Annotated in this window: 14 protein-coding genes; 10 read left to right on the top strand and 4 right to left on the bottom strand. The window is 63.9% G+C overall.

Translation table 11 applies throughout. From position 1 onward, the window contains the following. Nucleotides 1–204: 204 nt before the first annotated feature. Genes M1E07_RS15515 through M1E07_RS15525 form a run of 3 tightly spaced genes read left to right on the top strand, consistent with a single transcriptional unit; the run spans nt 205 to nt 4,017 of the window. Nucleotides 205–1,269, top strand: coding sequence for an iron ABC transporter substrate-binding protein (locus M1E07_RS15515; RefSeq protein ID WP_461187523.1), 1,065 nt, complete (start codon nt 205–207; stop codon nt 1,267–1,269). A 4-nt stretch (nt 1,270–1,273) separates the two neighbouring features. Next, the gene (locus M1E07_RS15520; RefSeq protein WP_461187524.1) at nt 1,274–2,863 is read left to right on the top strand and encodes an ABC transporter permease; all 1,590 of its coding nucleotides are present in this window, start codon (nt 1,274–1,276) and stop codon (nt 2,861–2,863) included. Next, nucleotides 2,860–4,017 (top strand): ABC transporter ATP-binding protein, encoded by a 1,158-nt coding sequence (locus M1E07_RS15525; RefSeq protein WP_461187525.1) that lies wholly within the window; start codon nt 2,860–2,862, stop codon nt 4,015–4,017. Before M1E07_RS15520 ends, M1E07_RS15525 begins: the two co-directional genes overlap by 4 nt. A gap of 33 nt (nt 4,018–4,050) precedes the next feature. Here M1E07_RS15525 and M1E07_RS15530 read toward each other — a convergent pair whose 3' ends face one another. Beyond that, complete coding sequence (locus M1E07_RS15530; RefSeq protein WP_461187526.1) at nt 4,051–6,090, bottom strand: multicopper oxidase family protein; 2,040 nt, start codon at nt 6,088–6,090, stop codon at nt 4,051–4,053. A 162-nt stretch (nt 6,091–6,252) separates the two neighbouring features. On the opposite strand from M1E07_RS15530, the gene M1E07_RS15535 reads away from it, so the two are divergent. From M1E07_RS15535 to M1E07_RS15545, 3 genes are all read left to right on the top strand, one after another. Continuing rightward, complete coding sequence (locus tag M1E07_RS15535; RefSeq protein WP_461187527.1) at nt 6,253–8,181, top strand: cytochrome c oxidase assembly protein; 1,929 nt, start codon at nt 6,253–6,255, stop codon at nt 8,179–8,181. A gap of 117 nt (nt 8,182–8,298) precedes the next feature. After that, entirely contained in the window at nt 8,299–8,907 is a 609-nt protein-coding gene (locus M1E07_RS15540) for a hypothetical protein (protein ID WP_461187528.1), read from the top strand. Nucleotides 8,908–9,006: 99 nt separating this feature from the next. Next, nucleotides 9,007–9,738 (top strand): YcnI family copper-binding membrane protein, encoded by a 732-nt coding sequence (locus M1E07_RS15545; protein WP_461187529.1) that lies wholly within the window; start codon nt 9,007–9,009, stop codon nt 9,736–9,738. 310 nt (nt 9,739–10,048) lie between these two features. On the opposite strand, the gene M1E07_RS15550 is transcribed toward M1E07_RS15545, so the two are convergent. Beyond that, entirely contained in the window at nt 10,049–11,461 is a 1,413-nt protein-coding gene (locus M1E07_RS15550) for a sensor histidine kinase (RefSeq protein WP_461187530.1), read from the bottom strand. Nucleotides 11,462–11,476: 15 nt separating this feature from the next. Further along, a complete protein-coding gene (locus tag M1E07_RS15555; RefSeq protein WP_461187531.1) occupies nt 11,477–12,826 on the bottom strand; it encodes a BTAD domain-containing putative transcriptional regulator in 1,350 nt (449 codons plus the stop codon). 356 nt (nt 12,827–13,182) lie between these two features. Between M1E07_RS15555 and M1E07_RS15560 the strand changes: the two genes are divergently transcribed. From M1E07_RS15560 to M1E07_RS15575, 4 genes are all read left to right on the top strand, one after another. Next, the gene (locus M1E07_RS15560) at nt 13,183–14,709 is read left to right on the top strand and encodes a sensor histidine kinase (RefSeq protein ID WP_461187532.1); all 1,527 of its coding nucleotides are present in this window, start codon (nt 13,183–13,185) and stop codon (nt 14,707–14,709) included. Continuing rightward, on the top strand, nt 14,706–15,404 hold the full coding sequence (locus tag M1E07_RS15565; protein ID WP_461187533.1) for a response regulator transcription factor: 699 nt from the start codon (nt 14,706–14,708) through the stop codon (nt 15,402–15,404). Before M1E07_RS15560 ends, M1E07_RS15565 begins: the two co-directional genes overlap by 4 nt. A gap of 78 nt (nt 15,405–15,482) precedes the next feature. Next, a complete protein-coding gene (locus tag M1E07_RS15570; protein ID WP_461187534.1) occupies nt 15,483–15,914 on the top strand; it encodes a hypothetical protein in 432 nt (143 codons plus the stop codon). Nucleotides 15,915–16,081: 167 nt separating this feature from the next. Next, nucleotides 16,082–21,628, top strand: a complete 5,547-nt coding sequence (locus tag M1E07_RS15575) for a peroxidase family protein (RefSeq protein ID WP_461187535.1) — start codon at nt 16,082–16,084, stop codon at nt 21,626–21,628. 519 nt (nt 21,629–22,147) lie between these two features. Here M1E07_RS15575 and lepB read toward each other — a convergent pair. After that, nucleotides 22,148–22,600 (bottom strand): signal peptidase I, encoded by a 453-nt coding sequence (gene lepB / locus M1E07_RS15580; protein ID WP_461187536.1) that lies wholly within the window; start codon nt 22,598–22,600, stop codon nt 22,148–22,150. Nucleotides 22,601–23,004 lie beyond the last annotated feature (404 nt).

A 23,004-nucleotide genomic window follows, 5' to 3' on the forward strand; every position in this document is an offset into this window, starting at 1 on the left:
CAATCCAACTGCTGATGTCACTTAAGACGCGCTTGCATTAGGGCATGCAACAGTTCCGTAATTCATGTGACGCTGATCACTAAAAGCGCTTTCCTGCTTCTAACTTAGGATTGCCTACCCTACAGTTCCTCGGGTGGGCAATCTTTCCCCAACACCCACCAGGACTCCGGTCCGCCCCACTCTTCCCCAGAAAGCAGTGCCTCAATGAAGATTCGCAACAGCGCTCTAGCCGGCATCGCACTCGCCGCCAGCGCCGCCCTCAGCCTGTCGGCCTGCGCCGGCAGCGCCACGCCTGCATCCACGAATTCAGCAACCTCCGCCGCCTCGGCTGGAGCAGTCTCGGGCGAAATCACCGTCTACAACGCCCAGCACGAAAGCCTCACGAAGGAATGGATAGATGCCTTCACGGCGGAGACCGGCGTCAAGGTGACCATGCGGCAGGGTTCGGACACAGAGCTGTCCAACCAGATCATCCAGGAGGGTCCGGCGTCCCCGGCCGATGTCTTCCTCACCGAAAACTCCCCCGCCATGACGCAGGTTGAGAACGCGGGCCTCTTCGCTGATGTGGACAAGGCAACCACCGAGCAGGTACCGGCAGAGTTCCGGCCCTCCACGGGTAAGTGGACGGGCATTGCGGCCCGCTCCACCGTCCTGGTCTACGACAAGGCCAAGCTGACCGAGGCCCAGCTGCCCAAGTCCATGCTTGACCTGGCCAACCCCGAGTGGAAGGGCAAGTGGGCGGCTTCGCCGTCCGGCGCCGACTTCCAGGCCATCGTGTCCGCGCTGCTTGAGCTCAAGGGTGAGGCAGCCACCGAAGAGTGGCTGGCGGGCATGAAGGAGAACTTCAAGGCCTACAAGGGAAACAGCACCGCCATGAAGGCAGTCAACGCCGGCGAAGTGGATGCCGCGCTGATCTACCACTACTACTACTACGGCGACCAGGCCAAGACCGGCGAGAACTCGAAAAACGTCACCCCGTACTACTTTAAGAACCAGGACCCGGGCGCGTTTGTGTCCGTCTCCGGCGGCGGCGTGCTGAACACCTCCAAGAATGAGGCCGCGGCGCAGGCATTCCTAAAGTTCATCACCGGCAAGAAGGGCCAGGAAGTCCTCAAGGACGGCACCTCGTTCGAGTACGCCATCGCCTCGGATGTTCCGGCCAACGAGAAGCTTGTCCCCATAACGGACCTTCAGGCGCCCACCGTGGACCCCGCCAAGCTGAACTCCGAGAAGGTCACCGATCTGATGACCAAGGCAGGACTCCTCTAATTTCGTGACTCCTGATCTATCGGCTCCCCCTCGAGGGAGCACGACGACGGCGGGCCGGGGCAGCAGCCCCCGCCCGCCTTTCGGCGTTTCAGCAGTGTCCATCCTGGCGGTGTTGATCGCCCTCTTTTCCCTCGTCCCCCTGGGGTACGTGGTGTACATGACGGTGGCAACCGGGTGGGACACCGCCGTCGGACTCGTCTTCCGGCCGCGGGTCCTCGAACTGCTCCTCAACACCCTCCTGCTGATGGCATTCACCGTCCCGCTCTGCCTTCTCCTGGGCGTGGCGGGTGCCTGGCTGGTTGAACGGACCGGGCTGCGCGGCGCCCGGATCTGGGCGGTTCTCCTGGCAGCGCCACTGGCCATACCCGCGTTCGTTAACAGCTATGGCTGGGTTTCGGCCGTCCCGTCACTGGGCGGGCTGGGTTCCGGCGTCCTGATCGCCACGCTCTCCTATTTCCCGCTGGTGTATATCCCTGCTGCGGCCACACTCAGCCGGCTGGATCCGGCCATCGAGCAGTCGGCAGCGGCGTTGGGCCTGGGCGCCTGGCGAACGTTTTTCCGGGTGGTACTCCCCCAGCTGCGGATCGCCATGACGGGCGGGGCCCTCTTGGTGGGGCTCCACCTGCTGGCGGAATACGGGGCATTCGCGATGATCCGCTTCGATACTTTCACCACCGCGATCATGGTCCAGTACCAGTCCACCTTCAACGGCGCTGCCGGGAATATGCTGGCCAGTGTCCTGGTGTTCTTCTGCCTTCTCCTGCTCGTGGCCGAAGTCCGCAGCCGCGGGAATGCGAGGTATGCCCGCATCGGTTCGGGAGCGCAGGCGAAGGTGCTGCGGCTGCCGTTGCGGGGCTACCAGGTTCCTGCCCAGCTCTTCCTGCTGGCGCTCACGGCGCTGGCCGTCGGGCTCCCCCTGTTCTTCGTGCTGCGCTGGACTGCGGCCGGCGGGGCGGACGCCTGGGCGGCGGATGAATTCCTGCCCGCCCTCCTGACCACCCTCGGTTACGGCCTGGCAGGAGCCGTGGCCACTACCGTGGTGGCTTTTCCCATGGCCTACCTCGCCGTCCGCCATCCCGGCTGGTTCAGCAAGTCCCTGGAACTCTCCAACTACGTCACCAGCTCGCTGCCAGGCATCGTGGTTGGCCTGGCCTTCGTTACTGTCAGCATCCGGGTGGTCCCGGGGATCTACCAGACCGCCGGCGTGCTGGTGGCAGCCTATGTCCTGCTGTTCCTCCCCCGTGCCCTGGTGAACCTGCGGGCAGGACTTGCCCAGGCGCCCAAGGAACTTGACGAGGCCGCGCAGGCGCTCGGCAAGCCGCCGCTGCTCTCCTTCATCCGGGTCACCCTGCGGCTCACGGCACCCGCGGCCGCGGGCGGAGCCGCCCTGGTATTCCTCGCCATCGCCAACGAACTCACTGCCACCCTGCTGCTGTCCCCCAACGGAACCCGCACACTGGCCACCGAGTTCTGGAGCAAGAGCAGCGAAATTGACTACGCCGCAGCCGCCCCCTATGCCCTCCTGATGATCCTGCTCTCCGCCCCCACGACTTACCTCCTCTTCCAGCAGTCCAAGAAAGTAGCCGGCCAGTGACCGAACAATCCCCTCCCCGGCTGCCGGAACCGCGGATCGCCCCGTCCGTGGCGCCGTCCACGAACAGCCACCTGGAGATCACCGAGCTCACGCGGAACTTCGGCACGCAGGCTGTCCTGAAGGGCGTTAATCTTGCCGTCGCCCAGGGCGGAACCACCGCCATCGTCGGCCCCTCCGGCTCGGGCAAGACCACCCTGCTGCGACTGATTGCCGGGTTTGAGCACCCGGCAACCGGCAGCATCTCGCTCAACGGGAAAAAGGTAGCCGGTGACGGGGCGTGGGTTCCGGCCCATAAACGGCATATCGGGTACGTGGCCCAGGACGGTGCCCTGTTTCCGCACCTCACGGTGGCCAAAAACGTGGCCTTCGGACTGGACCAGGCCAGGCTGGCCGGCGGCCGGCGGGGGGTCGCGGACCGGGTCCGCGAGCTCCTGGAGATGGTGTCGCTGGATCCGGACATGGCTAGGAGGCGTCCTCACCAGCTTTCCGGGGGCCAGCAGCAGCGCGTTGCCCTGGCCCGTGCCCTGGCCCGTGAACCGGAACTAATGCTCCTGGATGAACCGTTCTCCGCACTGGACGCCGGACTCCGCGTAGCCACCCGCAGGGCGGTGGCCAAGGTCCTGAACCAGGCGGGCGTCACCACCATCCTGGTGACCCACGACCAGGCCGAAGCCCTCTCCTTCGCCGACCAGGTGGCCGTGATGCGCGGCGGAAAGCTTGCGCAGATCGGCAACCCGTTTGTGGTGTACACCCGCCCCGCAGACCGTGCCACCGCCGAATTCCTGGGCGACGCCGTCATCCTGGACGCCTGGATGGAAGGGTCCTTGGCGACGTGTTCTCTCGGCGGGATCCCCGTCCGCAGGCCACCGGCCCAAGGCCGGGTGCAGCTGATGCTCCGGCCCGAACAGATCCGGATCGCCGAGGACGGTCCCATCCGCGGGGTGGTGGTGGAGACCGACTATTTCGGCCCTGAAACCACGGTGCGGCTAAAGCTTGCGGTCCCTCCCGAACTGGCCGCCGGAGCTGACCACCGTTATCCGGGCGGCGGCGAGGTCATCACCATCAGGCACTGGAACGCCTCCCTCGCCCGGCCAGGGATGGAGCTTTGCCTGCGCGTTGTGGGCGAAGGCGTGGCGTTTCCATCTGAATCCTGACCGGCCGGAGGGTGGCAACTGTGGATGAGGATGTCAGTCCCTACGCACCGAGGCGGTGGCCGTGCCGCCGCGGCTGGATACGGCCCGCACGGAGGTGACCTGGTAAGTCGGGCCGGGCTTGGCCGTCAGGGACCAGTTACCGAGCGAGTTAATCGAGACGGCTCCCAGCTTGGTGTTGACACCTCCGGGCGAGACAGAGTAGACGGTGACCGACGCCGAACCGGACGGGACGAGCCCGCCGACCCTGGAGGTGCCCGCAATCGTCATGTCCTTCCGAAGACGGTGCCGGGCGGTGGTGATGCTAAGGACCTCGGTCTGTGCGGCCGGGGCTTCAGCCGTTGGCGTTGGGGTGGGCGTTGCGGTTTGGGTCGGAATTGCGCTTTGGGTGGGTGTTGCGGTGTCTGTTGGCTCAGGCGTGCCGCTTGAGTCGTCACCATCGGCTGGTTCCGTATTTGTTGGTGCCGGCTGCTCCACAACGACGGGGGTGATCGGATGCGGCCGGGAAGCCTCGATGGGATCGTTGGGATCCGGCTCGTTCGCGTCGATACCCACGCTGAACTGGGCCATCATGTCGTGATCCTCGTGCGGGAGGTTGTGGCAGTGGATCATGTACCTGCCGCGATGGTGCTCAAACTTCATGAGCAGCCGGACCGTCTCGCCCTCGCCGACGTAGACAACGTCCTTGGGCCCGCGTTCGTAGTTGAAGGGTGCTTTCCCGTTGCGGCTGAGGATCTGGAAGTCCACCAGGTGAATGTGAACCGGATGGAACCAACCGCCTGAGCTGTTTTCGATTTCCCAGATTTCCACATCATTCAGGTCCGGGTCTGCCAGGACTTTCCTGTAGCCGCTTTCGACCACCTCGTCCCACGTCATGCCGCCGATGGTCCAGATGTCGTTGTCCCGCTTCACGCGCATGCGCCGGGTCTTCACCGACTCGGAAGTCTTCAGGCTCATGGTGGTGCTCGAGGTGAGCAGGGTTGGCATGACCTTTGCGGCCGGTCCGGACGTATCCACCGGCTCATCAGTCACATCAAAAGCCATGACCCTGCCGGTGAAGTCATAGTCCACGTTGTTCTTGTTGGACGCGTTGCGCAGTTCCACGCGTTTTCCTGCGGGGTACTTGGAGAAGTCAATGAGGATCTCATAGCGCTCCGCGCTGCTGTGCCGCCATGACGTCACCTGCTGGGCCGAGGGCATCAGACCACCGTCCGTAGCGACCATGGTCACGGGATCCCCCGTGCTGAGGGAAAAACGGTAGGAACGTGAAATGGAGGCATTAAGGACCCGGAAGCGGTAAATCCGCCGCTGGACCTTCATTACCGGCCAGGGAGCGCCGTTGACCAGGATGACGTCACCCCAGAGGCCGGAGTGGGTGTTGTCGTCATAGCCCAGGGAGCCGTTGGCGGCGAACATGGCGTCAGAAATGGTCAACGGTACATCAAACTTGCCCTGCGGAAGCAGGTTCCGTTCCACCTCGTCGTGCAGGTGGTAATGGCCCGCCAGCCCGGAATAGACACTTTGCGCAGTGTTGTGGACGGCATGGTCGTGATACCAGAGCGTCCGTGCCGGCTGGAAGTTGGGGTATTCGTAGTCCTTGCAGTAGCCAAGTCCGGTCAGATCGTTGGCGTACCCGTCGAACTGCGGCAGCGAGGCCGACCCGTGCAGGTGGGTGGAGGTATCAAGCCGGTACCCCCACTGCGGATGGAGCAGCGGCAGCACGTTGTCCATCATGAGAGTGATGCGGTCGCCCTTGTCCACCTTGATCGTGGGGCCCGGGAACGTCCCGTTGTAGCCAAGGATGGGAGTGCTCAGCCCCGGCACGATACTCGCAGAGCTGAGCTTCTGCTCTATGCGGTAGTGGTGCCTGTTGTGGCCGTCGGCATCCACAGTTTTTTTGTAGGGCGCAAGCACCGAAGGGACAGTCAAAGTCCGTTGGTAGGGCTTTGGCATGTTGCGGGCAGCCAGCTGGCTCGCTGACTTTGCCTCGACTGATCTCAGTGGGACGGCAAGCCCAAAGGCGCCGATGATTCCGATACCACCTATTTGCATTGCCTGCCGGCGTGAAATGGACATGCACACAGAGTGGGGGGAGCAGGTTGCGAAAACATTGGGAAATTCCGGGGGCCCGGTAATGCCAAGGATTTCCCAAGCGGGTTACGCCAAGCTGGCGTGATGTAAGAGGCCGCGTTGCCGTACGAACGGGATCAGGGCCAATAGAGCGGCGGAAGGGGCGCTATGTCGCTGAGTACACGGGTAATGGCATGGCCGGCGCTGCTGGTGGGCGGAATGCTGTCGTTGGTCTGGGCCTACACCTACGGCAGCGGCGCGAACGCTGGCCTACTGGACAGGACGGGTCCCGCCGTGACCTGGGGCTTGCCAACCGCCAAGTTGGTGTTCAACCTCGCCAGTGCCGGCACCATCGGGGCCCTGGTGCTGGTGCTCTTCGCACTCCCGCACGGCGGAACCCCTCATCAACGGGCACTTCGACTTGCCGGATATTCGGCGGCGGTCTGGGCCGTGGCCGCTGCGGTACACACGTCCGGAAGCTTCCTGCTCCTTGCCAACAGGGCACCAACGGCGGGATTCGGTGATGAGTTCCTGACGTACCTGACCAACATTGACGCGGGCCGCGCCGGCGCCCTCAGCACTCTCATAGCCGCGGCCGTGACACTGATGTGCTTCCGATTCAAGAGCCCGCGGACTGTTGCCGTCACCGCCGTCGCGGCTTTCGCCGGCCTGTTGCCGCTGGTCATGAAATCCCATGCGGCCGGCGGCACCGACCACGCGGACAGCACCACCGCCCTGTTCGTCCACGCGGCCGCCGCGGCGGTCTGGCTCGGCGGCCTCCTGGCGCTTCTAGTGCTGCGACCAGTGCTGCCGGCGGGCCAGCTGGGTGTGACGGTACGCCGGTACTCAACCCTGGCGCTGATCAGCTTCATCGCCCTCGCAGTCTCAGGATTTTTGGGGGCCCTCACCAGAATCAGTACGGTCGAGGCCCTTTTGAGCCCCTATGGTGTAATCGTCCTGGCCAAGGCCGGAGTCTTCGTCATCCTCGGGCTGTTCGGGGCGCTGCACCGGCGCTGGTCGGTGGGCCGGATTGAAAAGAACCCGGACCGGGGCGGCAGGCACTTCACCGCCCTCGCCGTCGTCGAACTCGCAGTCATGGGCGCCGCCTCCGGTATGGCTGCGGCGCTGGCCCGAACAGAACCCCCGCCGGCCGCAGGATCCGGGAAGACGTCCGCCGGGGACTTCGCTGCCGGGCTGCCCGAGCCGGGCCTCTGGGAATACTTATCCCGCTGGGCCCCTGACCCGTTATGGATTCTGGCCTGCGGCTTCGCCGTCGTTGCGTACCTGGCAGGGGTGCGGCGCCTCCGGGCCGGGGGCCGGTCATGGCCGGTGAACCGCACGGTGGCGTGGCTTGCGGGAATGGCGGTCCTGTTTGTTGTCACGAACGGGGGCGTGCACGTCTACCAGGGCTACCTGTTTAACGCCCACGTACTGACCCAGATGATGCTCACCGCCGTGGTGCCGTTACTGCTCGTCCCGGCCGCCCCGCTGACCTTGGCCAATTTGGCGGTCAGGGCCAGAACCGACGGCAGCACCGGAGTCAAAGAATGCCTGGAACGGTCCGTGGAGCCGGTTCTGGCAGTGCTGCGCAGGGATCCAGTTCTGACCATTTTTGTCCTCGCCGCGTCCCTGCTCGTCATCTACTACACCCCTCTGCTCGAATGGGCGGCCGTGGGACAAATCGGCTACAGCATCATGACCCTGCTCGCTCTGCTGACCGGTTCCCTCGCCACCGCCGCGCTCACCGCGGCCCCGGACCAAGGCATCAGCAGCAGCCCACGCAACCGGCTGTTTGTCCTGGCAGGAATGGCCGGCGTCTACGCTTTCGGCGGGTTGAAACTCCTGGAGCAGGCCCCTGCAATGGAAATGCCCTGGTACACCTCGGTAGGCCAACCCTGGGGGTTGTCTCCGGGTGCTGCCGCGGAACTGGGCGGCCCCATCATGTGGTCCATCGCAGCCATATCACTCGCCATTACAGCTGCCATGGTGATCGTTCGGCGCGGCCAGAGCCCCCGGAACCAGAATCCGGGGCCGGCGCACAGCAAAGCCCGGGAGTCCGCGTCTGTACATGAAGAACTAGCCACTCCGGCTGCCTGAGCGGTAGCCGGTCACTGGCTCTTCTACCCGAGGGCCGGGTTACAAGGTATTTCCGGGATCGTCCCGGCAGGCTGAGTGCTGTACCAACACATAAATGTCCCAGAACTGGAGGCGGAGATGGATGCACGCGTGCTGCACCTCGTGCGTCCACTCCTGGTGACCGGAACCGTTTGGTTGCTTGCGGCCGGCGCGCATGTCCTCGGCGGAGGTACACTTCCGCCGGCGGAGACCTCGATGGCGCTGATCGCGCTGGTCTTAGTCGCCGTTATGTTGGTCTTGGGCCGCCAACTGGGCATGGGGAGAATTGCCGCCGTCGTAAGCATCGGGCAGCTGCTGCTTCACCAGGCCCTCAGCCTGCTGTCCCATGCCCCGTGCGTGACTTCGCCGCACGGCGGTCTGCACCAGGCGGCCACTGCCGGCCCGTGCCTGGCCGGGGCCCCCGAGCCCCTCATGCACACCGACCAGGGGCTCGCCATGCCGGTGGCGCACATTCTGGCCACCGCTATAACTGCGGGCCTATTGAACCGGGCAGAAGCAGCACTGTGGCGGCTCGTCGCATGGTTCCGCACCCTGACACAGGCCCTCCAGCCGGTCAGCATTTCCTGGTACGGACAGCCCCGTGTTGATTGCAGTTCCGGCCGAGTACCGACTCCCTGGCGAAACCACCGTGCCGACGGTATCCGGGGGCCGCCGGCACACAGCGTCTCCCTCAGGTGCCTGATCTGAGTGCACAGGCCGGCGGAGGGAACGCTGCTGCCGTCAACCTGCAATCCGCTGCCCTCCAAGCTTCCGGTCCTGGGCGGCACCCAGCAAAGGACCTTTCCCATGACAACCAAACGTTCCCTCAAGGCAGCTGCCATTGGGGCAGCCACGGCCACTCTTATGACATGCGGCCTCGGTGCGGCCTCCGCGCACGTGACCGTAACACCCGACGCCCCCGCGGAAGGCGCCTCCACGCAGGTGACTTTCAGGGTTCCCAGCGAGTCGAAGACCGCCACAACCACAAAAATCAAAGTGAATTTACCAACGGACACTCCATTCACCTCGGTCCGGGTCAAGCCTGTTCCTGGCTGGACCGCTGAGGTGGTCAGGGGGCCTTTGCCCCGGCCGGTAATTGTGGACGGCGCCACCCTCACTGAGGCGCCCTTGTCCGTGTCCTGGACCGCCAACGACGCACCAAGCCAGTTGACGGTCGATCAGTACCAGATGTTCTCTGTGCATGTCGGGCGGCTTCCGAAGTCCGGTACCACCGTGATGCTGCCGGTGGCGCAGTCCTACTCCGACGGCAGTGTCCGGAACTGGGATGATCCTGTGACCGAGGGCCAGGGCGAACCCGAGGACCCCGCCCCATCCTTTGTGACCACTGCCGCCCAGCCGGCACAACAGCATGGCCACGCCGACACAACTGCTGCAACCCCAGCCACTGAAACGGCGGCCTCGGTGAGCTCGGACGCGCCTTCGCCGGGGCTGATCTGGGCGGCCTTGGCGGCCGGCCTGTTAGGGCTCGCCGCAGGTACTGCCGCGTTCTTCCGCTCCGGCCGCACCCGAAAGAGCTGATCGCCAAGCCCCTGCCCGGCGTCGTCGCACCAGGAGTGAGACATCGCCGGGCAGGGGCTTTTAACGCCCAGCGCAGCAGTTACTGCCGTCTGCCCGTAATATCCCCGGCACGGCTTGGTCAGGAACAGCTCCTAGGGAATCCCTGGCAGCCAGGCCTGAGCGCTGGGCGACCTGAGCGTTACCTGCCACGCGCCGCGCGTGCCAAACCACCATCCGCATTGGTGAACACAGAAAGCGAGGGCCTCCTGGCCTTGAGCTGAGTGTGGTGGCTCAAGTCAATACCCGGAGGCCCTCGCCGCTCTTATCAAACCTACGTTGCCCTCAGTACCGCTGGATCCTGGCCGGACTTGGCAACAAGGTGCCGGCCGGCGAAGCGGAGGGCAGGGGCGGCAACACCGAACGCTGCGGTAACAGAGGTTCCGGCCCGCGGGGCTGAGCGGACCTCAAAAGTGCCGCCTGCCTGCCGGATCGTGTCCCCCAGGATCCGGAGGCCAAAATGGCCTTCCGCGCGCGGCTCGTTCAGGTCGAAGCCGACGCCGTCGTCGGAAACTGTGAGCTGGGTACGCTGGCCGGCCTGCCAGATCCGGATTCCAACTGATTGCGCGGAAGAATGCTTGCCTACATTGACCAAGGCTTCGCGCGCCACACGATAGAGCAGAACTGCGCGGTCCCGGTCCAGCACGAGCTTGTCGGGGATCTCAACAGTCAAATGTATCCCCCGCTCCACCAGGGGCGCCTCCAGCCTCGTAAGGGAAGCCTTGAGCCCGAGCTCTTCGAGGTCAGGCGGGTAGAGTTCGCTCGTCATGGCCCGCAGGGTGCGGATATTGTTCTGGAGCATCGTTCTGGCATTCGTAAATACCGGCTGTAGTTCAAGCGGTCCGCGGCGCTCCTCCGATTCAAGGGCGTACGCCAGCCCGGACAAGTCCTGAATCACCTCATCGTGGAGTTCGCTGGCGATCTGGCGGCGCTCCTGGTCCGACGCCTCGATGGCACACCGCAGCGATGCATTGCGTGCCGCTTGATGGACCTGCATCCGCCGCGCCAGGCGGACGGCAGGAACCAGTTGCGTCAGCTGGAGGACCGCCAATGACAGGGCCATTGGCGGAACCATTCCCGTCAGCACTGCTTGTTGTTCGCGGCGGACGCCGTCCCCGGTGGTGTACGTCTCGAAGATCATCGGGGCTCCGCTTTGGGAGGCGGAGCGGGCATAGACTTCCACGAGTTCGCCGGAATTCGCCTCAAACTCGTTCTCTTCGCCAGTCTGGGATTCAAAGGTTGCCGTCGCCGGCCCGCCTTCCAGGAGCTCGCGTGCCCATTCCTCCGTTTCGAAATCCTGCCCGATGAGGGACTCGACATCCGAGTAGACCACGCGGCCGTGCTCGTCCCATACCTTAATCCTGATCACGCCGCTCTCGGCCAGCCACGGCTCCAGCCGCTGATCCAGCAATTCCAGCGCAGCGGGCTCGCGGGCAAGGAGCTGGTCCGTTATCAACGGCCCAACCACGTTGTCGGCCAGCCGCTGGGTGATGTCCCTGGCATTGGCCAGCGCGTGCCGTTCCGCTTCGGCACCCACCCAGAAGGAAACGGGGACGGCGACCAGGACGAGCGCCGCAAAACCGGCGGTGAGGAAACGGGCTACAGCTGCCCTGACCTCACGCCGCTCAGCGGCATCACGGCCGATGATTGCGGCATGGGTGGGCTCAACCTTGTGAAGTTTGCGCACTGTTATTTTGCCCGGTTAGTTTTCCGAAGTTCCCGGTGCTGAGGCAACGGTACTGCCCCACCTTGCCACCAGGGACGGATTCACGATCATGTTGCCGGCGTGGGCGTGCCTCAGGGTGTCCAGCATGACTCCCAGGGCGCCGTCTTTCGGGAGGAATCCGCAGATACCCATGCGGGCGGCTTCACGCAATGCTTCCTGCGACGGATTACCCGTCAGCATCACGATCCGGGTTTCCGGTGCTTCGGCGAGAATGCGTTCAGCAGCCGTGAGCCCGGAGCCATCAGGAAGGTACAAATCCATGATGACGACGTCGGGCCCAAGGTCCCGGAACATTGTCACCGCGGATGCCACAGACTTTGCTGCCCCTACACTTTGCAGGTCCGGCTCGCGGTCCAGCGCCCCGGCCAACAGGTCGGAAAACGTGGTGTGGTCATCAACGATCAGGATTCGCAGGCGACCCGTTTCCTGTGGGGTTATCACATCCTGCTGGGTCATCACGGCAACGGAACCATTCTCCGCCACCCCGTGAGTGGCGTGAAGGAAAGTTGCCGCGGTGCTCCTCAGGAGCCTGCCCTGTGCCTCCCTCAACGCGGGCCCCGGGGCACACCCCAATTCCTGGTCAATAGCCCGGCGGCAGCGGTCATATGCCCGCAGGGCTTCGGTGTTCTCGCCGTTCTGCTCCAACCCCAGAATCAAGGCCGTCCATGCCCGTTCGTTGAGGGGATCTTCCTTTACCGCCGCACCGCCCCAGGCAATGGCCTTGCCTGCTTCCCCCACGGCGAGCGCGGTTTCTGCAGCCAAGACGCGGGCAAAGCCGATCTGCGCTGCATGTGCTGCCCGCTCCTCTTCTGCCCAGGCCGGCAGCAGCTCGTCCCCGAGCAGTGGAGCGGAAGCGAGGTCGAGTGCTTCTGTCAGCAGTGCGAGCGCCTCGCGGGGCTCTGCCTGGCCGGCCATTTTGGTCAAGGTCTCGAACCGGTCCAGATCCAGTTCCACCAGCGAACGGTCGATGGCATAGCCGCCAGTGACCGTCCGCAGGGGACCTGTCCGCCCGGTACCTGGCTGCAGGTGGCGCCGGAGGACGCTGACATAGCTTTCAAGGGTAGGCAGGGCAACGGCCGGGTGGTTGCCGCCCCACAGCAAATCCATAAGCCGGGTCTTCGACACTGCCGAGCCAAAATTCATCAAGAGAATCTCGAGCACCTGACGCGGTTTGGGTCCGCCCAAGTCTTTGGCGCTTAGCTCGATGTCGCCGCGGCGAATCGTCAACGGGCCGAAAACCGAAATTTGAAGTGTCGACGTCTGCGGCGATGCTTCGGGAACGAGACCCGTGTGGTCCGCGTTGTCTGCCAGTTCCAAAGTAATCACGAAGGTTCCCCCAAAGTAGTTCGGTGGTGCGTGGTTCTCATTGAAGTGGCGGGCCAAACACGCCAACAACAGTGTTGAGTACTCGCTTTCGAACTGGTACTGCACTTGGTACTACCTGCCCTACGCAGAACCTATGCGGCAAAGACAGGTGGGGCACCTGAAACGAAGCAGACCGCGGGAAGCGTTTTCGCTGGTGAAGCCAAAGATTGATGGCCTGCGTCAAACGTTGGGAAAAGCCTAGGTAGCACGGCGTAATTGGTAATCGGCCGCCAAAGCTTTCCCCAAGCCGGCCTACCTAATTTTGTAGAGAACAAGTACAGCCCTGGTGCGGGCAGCCAATATGACGGGATACAAAGATGAAGCGGATCGCCATGACGGACAAAGTTTCCGCCATGATGCGCACCCTGCCGCTGACTCAGGGCTGGCACGGCATCCGGGCAGAGCTTCGCACCGTCCGCTTTCGGGTACTGGCCACGGTCCTGGCTTTCCTGGCGGCCGGCCTGCTGGTCACCGGCATCACCACGCTCGCCCTGGACCTCCGCAACCTCAACAGCCGCGCCAGCGGGGAGCTCCTGCTTCAGTCCGCCCGGCTCCAGAACATCGTGGACCAGGGTGTTCCGGGCGGAGGGCCATTCAGCTCCCTCGACGAGCTGTTCACCGTGTTCCTCCAGGGTGACGCTCCCGGCAGGTACGAATCGGTGATGGCAACAGTCAACGGCGGCACCACGTTCCTTCCCGCCGGCGAGCAGCCCAGCAATCTCGCTGCTCCTGGACTGCTCGAAACAGCGTGGGCACAGCACAGTGAAAACCGAACCGTTTTCCAGGACACGACGCTGGACGGCCGGACGGTGCGTTTGGCCATCACTTCCGTGTCTTTGGGCGATGGAGGAGCCACCGGGTTGTTGGTGGCAGCAAATGAAATTGGGCGGCAGAGGGAGGAGATGTTGGGGTCCTTCGGCACCTTCGCAGGGGCGTCGCTGGCAACGCTGCTGCTGGCGGGGGCCGTGGGTTTCGCCGTGACGGGCCGCCTGTTTGTTCCTGTCCGGCGCTTGCGCCAGGCCACCGAATCCATCACGTTCGAGGACCTGAGCAGCCGCGTCCTGGTCCCGTCCGGCGATGACGACGTTTCGCAGCTGGCGACGGACTTCAACCGCATGCTGGACAGGCTGGAAAAGGGCATTGCCGACCAGCGCCAGTTTGTGGACGACGCCAGCCATGAACTTCGGACACCCCTGACCATCATCGGCGGGCATCTCCAGCTTCTGCAGGCAGGAGACCCCAGGGATGTCAGCGATACCCAGGTACTGCTCCTGGAGGAACTCGACCGCATGCAGTCCCTCGTGGATGAACTCCTGCTGCTGGCCCGTAGCGGCCGCCCGGACTTCGTCCGATTTAACTGGATCGACGCCGATTCCTTTCTTAAGGCGGCCATGGACAGGATCAGTGTCCTGGCCGATCGCCGGTGGCAGATCGAAGCCATGCCCGGCGGCCATTTCCGTGCAGACCGCAACCGTCTCACCCAGGCGGTGGAACAGTTGGCAGCCAACGCAGTACAGTCCACGCGCCGGCATGACGTTATATCCCTTGGTGCCGCCTGGACCGCCATGCCGGGCGGCACAACAACGCCCGGACACCAGGATCCTCCCGGAGGTGGCTTCGAAATCTGGGTGGCCGATTCGGGTTGCGGAATCAGCCCAGCGGACCAGGACCGGATTTTCGAACGCTTTGCCAGGGCCGGGGTTTCACGCGGCAAAGAAGGATCAGGACTGGGGCTGCCGATCGTCAAGGCCATCGCCGAAGCACACCGCGGAACACTGCGCGTGACTTCGCGGATCAATGAAGGCAGCCGGTTTGTGCTCTCACTCCCAGGAGGAACCTCATGACACGGATACTGATCGCCGACGACGAACCACGCATTGCCAGCTTCATCACCAAGGGACTCACCGCAGCGGGGTTCACCACCACGTCAGTGGAGGACGGCATGCGGGCTCTGGACTACGGCAGCTCCGGGGAGTTCGACCTGCTCATTCTGGATATCGGCATGCCCAGAATGGATGGCTTAACTGTCCTCTCGGCCTTGCGCGCCATGAAGTGCAGTGTTCCGGTAATCGTCCTGACGGCCAAGGATTCGCTTCAAGATACCTTGGCTGCGCTCGACGGCGGCGCGGACGACTACATGACCAAACCCTTCCGGTTCGAGGAACTGCTGTCGAGGATCCGTCTGCGACTGCGCGACAACCCGGGGGCACAGGGCACACCAGACCCAACAAGCGGCGACATCAGCCTGGATATAGACCTGCGAAGCGCCAAGGTACGCGGCCGAACAGTGCCGTTGTCTGCCCGGGAATTCGCCATGGCCAGGGCGTTTGTAGAAAACGCGGGCAAGGTGCTCACCCGGGAACAGCTGCTGAGCCGGGTGTGGGGGTACGACTTTGACGGGTCCTCCAACGTGGTGGATGTCTACGTGGGGTACTTGCGCAACAAGCTTGGCCCCGAAAAATTCCTTGCTGTCAGGGGCGCCGGTTACCGCTTCGTAGCCGCCCCTGCTGTCCCGTCCCGGACGCAATTCACCACATGAGAGATCTCTCATAAAGGTCTCATCCCACTCTCACCGTTTCCCGGCAAAGTGGGACCACAACCAAGAAAGGCGAGTTCAATGAAGAATCTTTGGTATCTTCCCATTGCAGCTGCAGTTGGTGCTACGAGCCTCACCGTCTGGGGCCAGGCAAATGCCGGCCCGCCCCCTGAAGTTACTCCAGGGGTGGTGGTGACGGCTGACCTGGCGTCCGGCAGCGGCACCGTGAAAACTGAGGAACCGGCGGCCCTGCTTCCCACACCAACCCCAACGGCCAGCATCACCGCAATCCCTGACCATGCTGCAAACCCGGGAACCCAGCTCGTTCCCGCAGAACCGCAGACCTATGCACCAGTGCAGACAGCCAGCCCGACGCACGACGCCTTCGACGATAAAGGCGGCCTCAGGGCCGACAACGTTTCCGACGACCCGCCCGGCGACGATAAAGGCGGCCTCAGGGCCGACAACGTTTCCGACGACGCCCCCGGAGACGATAAAGGCGGTGAGCGGTAACGCCTGACTGTCCGCACCAAGGTTTTCCCTAGGACACCCCTGCAGCATTGCCTTGTTCGCCGACTCTACTGGGGAGTTGGCCCCACAGGGGAAGCAGAGATCGCAGGATGAAGGCTTCATCGCGTAAACCAACACAAAAAAACAGCACTCGCCCACGCCTCCGGTTCGTGGCTGCATCCGGGGCAGTGGCGCTGGCCGCTTCCATGGGCTTGCCGCCCATCGCCGCCAATGCAGTGCAAGCTCCGGTAGGCGCCGGCTTCACCGTGACGCCTGCCGACTTGTCCTTCATCCTGAAGCAGATCAAGATCGCCGAGGCCCACGTCGTGAACACGACGTCGGAAACCGGGCCCTGCGGGGCCCTCCTGGGCACCGGCCCGAACCAACTGGCCAGCCCGCTGCTGTCCCACGGGCTGCGTACGGTTGACGGAAGCTGCAACAACCTCCAGCCTGGCCAGGAAACCTACGGCGCCGCCGACCACGTATTCCCGCGTCTGACCTCGAAGTCGTTCCGCGACGCTGAGAGCGGCACTGCCAACCCGCGCGGAACGGCGGTGGATACGAGCTACTCACAGAAAGCCGGGGACGTCTTCGATTCCCAGCCGCGCGTCATCAGCAACCTGATTGTGGACCAGACGTCCACCAACCCGGCCGCCGTTTCCGCTGCCGGCAATCCCGTGCGCACGCAGGGCAATGACGGTGTCAAGCCCTGCACCACAGACCCCGATCCGCTCGCAGAACCGCCGGTGGCCGCTGATCCGGCCGGTTGCGTCCCATCCCACAGCACGCTCTTTATCCCCAACGTCACCACCGATGTCGGCTTATCGCCACCCTACAACTCGATGTTCACCCTGTTCGGGCAGTTCTTTGACCACGGCGTAGACCAGACGGTAAAGGGCGGAGGAACGGTTTACGTTCCACTGAAGGCCGATGATCCGCTGATCGCCGGTCCGGACCACAACATGGCCACTACGGCTGATAATCTTCCCCCTCAACTCCGCTTCATGGTCCTCACCCGCGGCCAGAACCAGGACAACGGCACTCCTGACGACACCAGCGACGACGTGCAGGACGCCCTGAACACGGACTCACCGTGGGTGGATCAGAGCCAGACGTACACCTCGCACGCTTCCCATCAGGTCTTCCTGCGCGAATACGCGAAGAACGCTGCCGGCCAGCCCGTGTCCACCGGCAAGATGCTCGGGGGCATGCCCGGCACGCCGGAAGCAAGCGGCATGGCCACGTGGGAATCCACGAAAAAGCAGGCCCGCGACCTGCTCGGAATCCAACTGCTGGACAAGGACGTCCTGAACGTTCCGATGCTGGCCGTCGACCTTTACGGAAATTTCATTCCGGGCGCCAACGGTTTCCCGAAGTTCATAACGGCAACGGGGGAAGTGGAAGTCGATCCGGCTGCCAACGGAGGCGCCGGCACCCTTGTTCCGGCGAACGTGCGTTACTTCAACACCCCGTTCCTGACCGATATCGCGCACAATGCCGACCCGTCGGCCAAGGACACGGACCACCGACCGGACACCCCGCCTGTTGCCCCGCGGACGGACGACGACACGACGGCCTCGGCTGACTTTGCCAGCCAGCCCGCGGGTACGTACGACGATGAGATGCTCAACGCGCACTTCATTGCCGGTGACGGGCGTGTCAACGAGAACATCGGCCTGACGGCCATTCACCAAGTGTTCCATTCAGAGCACGACCGCCTGGTCGATGACGTCAAGGCCACGCTGGCGAAGCCGGAAAATGCCGCACTTCGCGCCAGCTATGAGGCGGTCAGCGACTCCACGTTCGACTACGGGGAGCGCATCTTCCAGGCAGCCCGCTTTGTCACGGAGATGGAATACCAGCACATTGTGTTCGAGGACTTCGCCCGCAAGGTACAGCCGGCCATCAACCCGTTCCAGCCATTCGCCTTCACCGAAACCGATATCAACCCGGCCGTCACGGCTGAGTTTGCCCACGCCGTCTACCGGTTCGGCCACTCGATGCTCACCGAGACCATCTCCCGACGCAACGAACACAAACCCGGAACCGACGGGACCTACGGGACCTCGGATGACGTCGCCGGTTCGGTGAATGACATCTCACTGCTGGAGGGTTTCCTGAATCCGCCGGCCTACTTTGACGGCGGCGATGCCGGCAAACTGACCCCTAAACAGGCTGCGGGCAGCATCGTCATGGGCATGTCCGACCAGGCCGGCAACGAACTGGACGAACACGTCACGGAAACACTACGGAACAACCTGCTGGGCCTCCCCTTGGACCTCGCCGCCATCAACATCACCCGCGCCCGCTCCGAAGGCATCCCCAGACTGAACGCGCTGCGTAAGGAAATCCACGAGGCCACCAACGACGGCCAGCTCAAGCCCTACATGAACTGGATCGATTTCGGGGAGAACCTCAAGCACCCGCAGTCCCTGATCAACTTCGTGGCAGCCTACGGCAAGCACCCCACCATCACGCAGGCATCCACGCTGGCAGCCAAGCGCGCAGCTGCCCGCGCCATCGTCAACCCGGATACGATCGCGGGGGATGTCCCACCGGAGGACGCTGCAGCGTTCATGAACGGTACCGGTGAAACATGGTCAGATGCAGAAGGATCGACAAGGACGGGTCTTGAAGACGTCGATCTTTGGGTCGGCGGCCTGGCAGAGCGGACCAACCTGTTCGGCGGGCTGCTGGGCAGCACGTTCAACTACGTATTCGAGAAGCAAATGACTGAACTGCAGAACGGGGACCGTCTCTACTACCTGGCGCGTACCCCTGGCATGAACCTGCGGGCACAGCTGGAAGGCAACTCCTTCGCTGAACTGGTGATGCGCAACACCAACGCCCAGGCGCTGAAGGCCGACGCCTTCGCCACCGCCGACTGCAAGTTCGAACTGAAGAACCTGGCCGGCACCCGGGACGGTTTTACCCTCTCCGGCAACACCGTCGCTGACGACGCGGACTCGGAGTGCAACGAAACCGCGGTCCTTATCCGTATGTCTGATGGCACGATCAAGTACCGCGCCTCAAATACTGCGGACCCTGCCGGCATCAACGGCCAAGGGGTTTACAACGGCACCGCAGGAGCCGACCGTATCTACGGAGGCGTCGACAATGACACCTTCTGGGGCGGCGAAGACAACGACATCATCGAGGGTGGCGACGGGGCCGACGTCGCGCTCGGCGGCGAAGGCAGCGACATCATCACTGACATGGCCGGGGACGACATCCACAAGGGCGGCCCGGGCAACGACGCGATCGACGGCGGCCCGGGTCTGGACATCCTGATGGGCGGTGACGGCAGCGACTTCACCAACGGCGGGGAGAACGACAACGAAACCTTCGCCGGTGAGGGCAATGACTTCGCCATTGCCGGCAAGGGTATGGACGCGGTCATCGCCGGCAGCGGCGATGACTGGATGGAAGGCGGCGAAAGCCCCGATCTGCTGATCGGTGACTCCAGCAACCTGTTCTTCCTGGATGATTCGGAAAAGCCGGGCCATGACATCCTGATCGGCCAGGGCGGCGACGATGACTACGACATGGAAGGCGGGGACGACATCGGACTCGCAGGCCCGGGCATCGAAAAGGCGGCTGGTGGTTCCGGCTACGACTGGGAAATCGGCCTGCACGATCCCCAGCCGCAGGACGCCGACCTCAACCTGCAGATCCTGCCCCTGGATATCCTCGAAATAGGCGTCCGCGACCGTTACAACGAAGTGGAGGCACTCTCCGGAGGCCCCCTGAATGACAAGCTGCGGGGCGACGACATCATCCCGGGCGTGCTCGGGGGCGAAGGCTTTATCGGCTGCAACGTCCTGGATGTGCACGGGGTGAACCGTATTGCCGGCCTCAGCGAACTGATCCCGGCAGAAGCGCGAACCACTCGCATTGCGGACGTTATCGCCGCCTCGGCCTCCCAGAGTTGCCCGGTTCTGGACTCCTCGGAGAACGCCATGGCTTGGGCCGACGGCAACATCCTCCTCGGCGGCGGCGGCAGCGACATCATCGAAGGCCGTGGAGGCAACGACATCATCGACGGTGACCGTTACCTGAACGTCCGGCTCAGCGTCAAGAACGACGCCGGCGAAGTGATCGGCAGTGCCACGTCAATGACCGCCCAGTACCTGAAGAACGAGGCCGGTGCCCTGACCGGAGCGACCCTCCAAGCGGACGTTTTCGCCGGCAAGGTCGACCCGGGCAACATCCAGGCGGTACGGGAAATCCTCTCCACCAGCGGTGGCACCGACAAGGCCGTGTTCTCCGACATCGAGGTGAACTACACCGTCACGGAAGAGAACGGGGTGACGACGGTGACCCACAACAACGCCGGCGCAGACGGAACGGACACCCTCCGGAACATCGAAACCCTGGTCTTCGCCGACTCGGTTGCACCAAGCGCACCTACCGGCGTCACCGCCGTCAGGGGCAACGGTGAGGCAACGGTGAACTTCACTGCTGCTGAAGCAGGCGGGATCACCGAAGGGTTCGAGATCAAGGTCGTCAACGTGGCAACGGGTGCCCAGATCGGCGAGCTGCGCACTACGGAAGGTGATGCCACCAGCCTGGTGGTCACCGGCCTGACCAACGGTGTTGAGGTCCGCTTCGAGGTCACGGCAAAGAACGTCCACGGTTCCAGCCCGGTAGTGGTGTCCAACGCGGTCACCCCTGTAGTACCGGTGCTGGTGACGGCTGCCCCGACCATTACGGGAACGCCTGCTGTAGGTGCCGTCCTGCGGGCCAACACCGGTGTTTGGGGACCGGCTCCGGTGACGCTGGCCTACCAGTGGCTCGCCAACGGCACAGCAATCAACGGAGCCACGGCATCCAGCTACACCCTGAAGGCCGGCGACGCGGGCAAGGCAATCACCGTCAGGGTCACCGGTTCCAAGACCGGGTATGCTACGGCATCCCAGACCTCGGCCGCGGTAACGGCAGCCAACGTTGCCGGCATCCTGACCGCGCTCCGGGACTTCAACAGTGACGGCAACGCGGACCTGCTGGCCAGGGACTCGAGCGGAGTGCTCTGGACCTACATGGGCAACGCAGCTGGAGCATTCCCGACGCGCGTCCGGGTCGGTGCCGGCTGGAACACCATGAATGTCATCAGCGCCTCCGGCGATGTAAACGGTGACGGCCGGGCTGACCTGGTGGCCAGGGATTCGAGCGGTGTGCTGTGGTCCTACCTGGGCAACGGCGCCGGAATCTTCCCGAACCGGATCCGCGTCGGTGCCGGCTGGAACACCATGAATGCCATCAGCGCCTCCGGCGATCTGAACGGTGACGGCCGGGCTGACCTGCTGGCCAGGGATTCGAGCGGTGTGCTGTGGTCCTACCTGGGCAACGGCGCCGGAATCTTCCCGAACCGGATCCGCGTCGGTGCCGGCTGGAACACCATGAATGCCATCAGTTCTTCCCGCGACCTGAACGGTGACGGCCGGGCTGACCTGCTGGCCAGGGATTCGAGCGGTGTGCTGTGGTCCTACCTGGGCAACGGTGCCGGAACTTTCCCGAACCGGATCCGCGTCGGTGCCGGCTGGAACACCATGAATGCCATCAGCGGTGCCGGTGACCTGAACGGCGACGGCAGGGCTGACCTGGTGGCCAGGGACTCGAGCGGCACGCTCTGGTCCTACCTGGGCAACGGTGCCGGAATCTTCCCGAACCGGGTCTCGGCCGGCACCGGCTGGAACACCATGAATGCCATCAGCTAGTCCGCTTGCCACCCGGGCCCGGAAGGGCCCGGGTGGCGGCCCCACCCCCGTATCCGTCTTCATTGGCGGATGCGGGGCCCAAGACACCACGCCCGGACCTTCCACAACAACGCGCAGCCACAGCGCGGGGAGGCCCGGGCGTAGTTTTGTGCGCTGGCCCAGTACCTGGTGGCGGATCCCGGCACCGCGGTCCTCGCCATCACTACGGGTGACATGCTGGTTGCTTGCCCAGTCCAAGGGCGGCCTAACCCCAGCGAGGGGTGCAGGCCGCCCTGGGATATGACCTTGGAGGCTGGGAAGTCCCAAGGTTTGCTGTACCGGCTCTCACCCTGGAAATGGCCGGCCAGATCAAGCCCTTCGAAGTCTTCCTGATGCCCACCGAGGCGAGGACATTGTCCACGTTCATCCACGCGGCGAACGGCGGGCCTGGCTCCGCCTAATCAAAATGGCGCCGGCTGCACCCTCGTCCCAGCCACAGCACGAAGCCGCCGTCCATCGGACGGCGGCTTGCCAGTTAACCTACTTCTGTCCCGTCAGCAGGGTGCCGTGGACCGCCGTCAAAGGCACGGCCCCGAAGTCCCTGGAATCGATGGAAACACCGCGGTTGTCGCCCAACAGAAAAACGCTCCCGGCCGGAACCTTTTCGGGTCCGAAGTACGTGGCGTCGATGCGGCTGTGATCGATGAAAGGCTCTGGTACGAGGACGTCGTCTACGTACAGCACGGAGTCGCGGATGGCAACGGTCTGCCCCTCCTTCGCGATGACGCGCTTGATAGCCGGGTGGCCGTCAACGGGATTGGTGAAAGCCACCACCACGCCATTCTGGATCCAACCCGACGCGGCAGCCGGCTTGTACAGGAGCACCACGGCGCCCGAAGGAATGGTGGGCTCCATGCTGTCCGAGGACACGGTGAAAGGTTCCACCACCCATGCGCGGACGGCAAGTATGGCCAGGGCAGGAATCAACGCCATCGCAACGAGGCGGGGCCAGCGGCCTTTAACTGGATGCACCTTTGGCAACGGCCGCAGGCGGGCGCCCGGGAGCCGCCGCCTGCCGCGGCTCTTTACTTGTAGCGTGGTCAATCCTCTTCGTTGTCCCATTTCCTGCACAGGATTCCCCACTCTCCTTGGAGAAACCCTGAATCCCGCTGGAGACAAGATCTTCAGAGGCTAATCCGGCGGTGCCCAGGAATTCCCAGGGGCCGCACAGGCCTCTAGTGCCACGCCTTGATGGCGCCGGCGAAAGTTGAGCCATTCTTGAGCCATCCTTGACGCTATCTGCCGGGGCCCTTGAGCGTGGCGGTGCACAGTAGTCCGTGTAAGGCCGGAAGCGCAAAGCAGTAACTGGGATCTGGGCCCAGCAGCCAAGGTCTTCC

It is taken from the genome of Arthrobacter sp. Z4-13 (assembly GCF_054792705.1).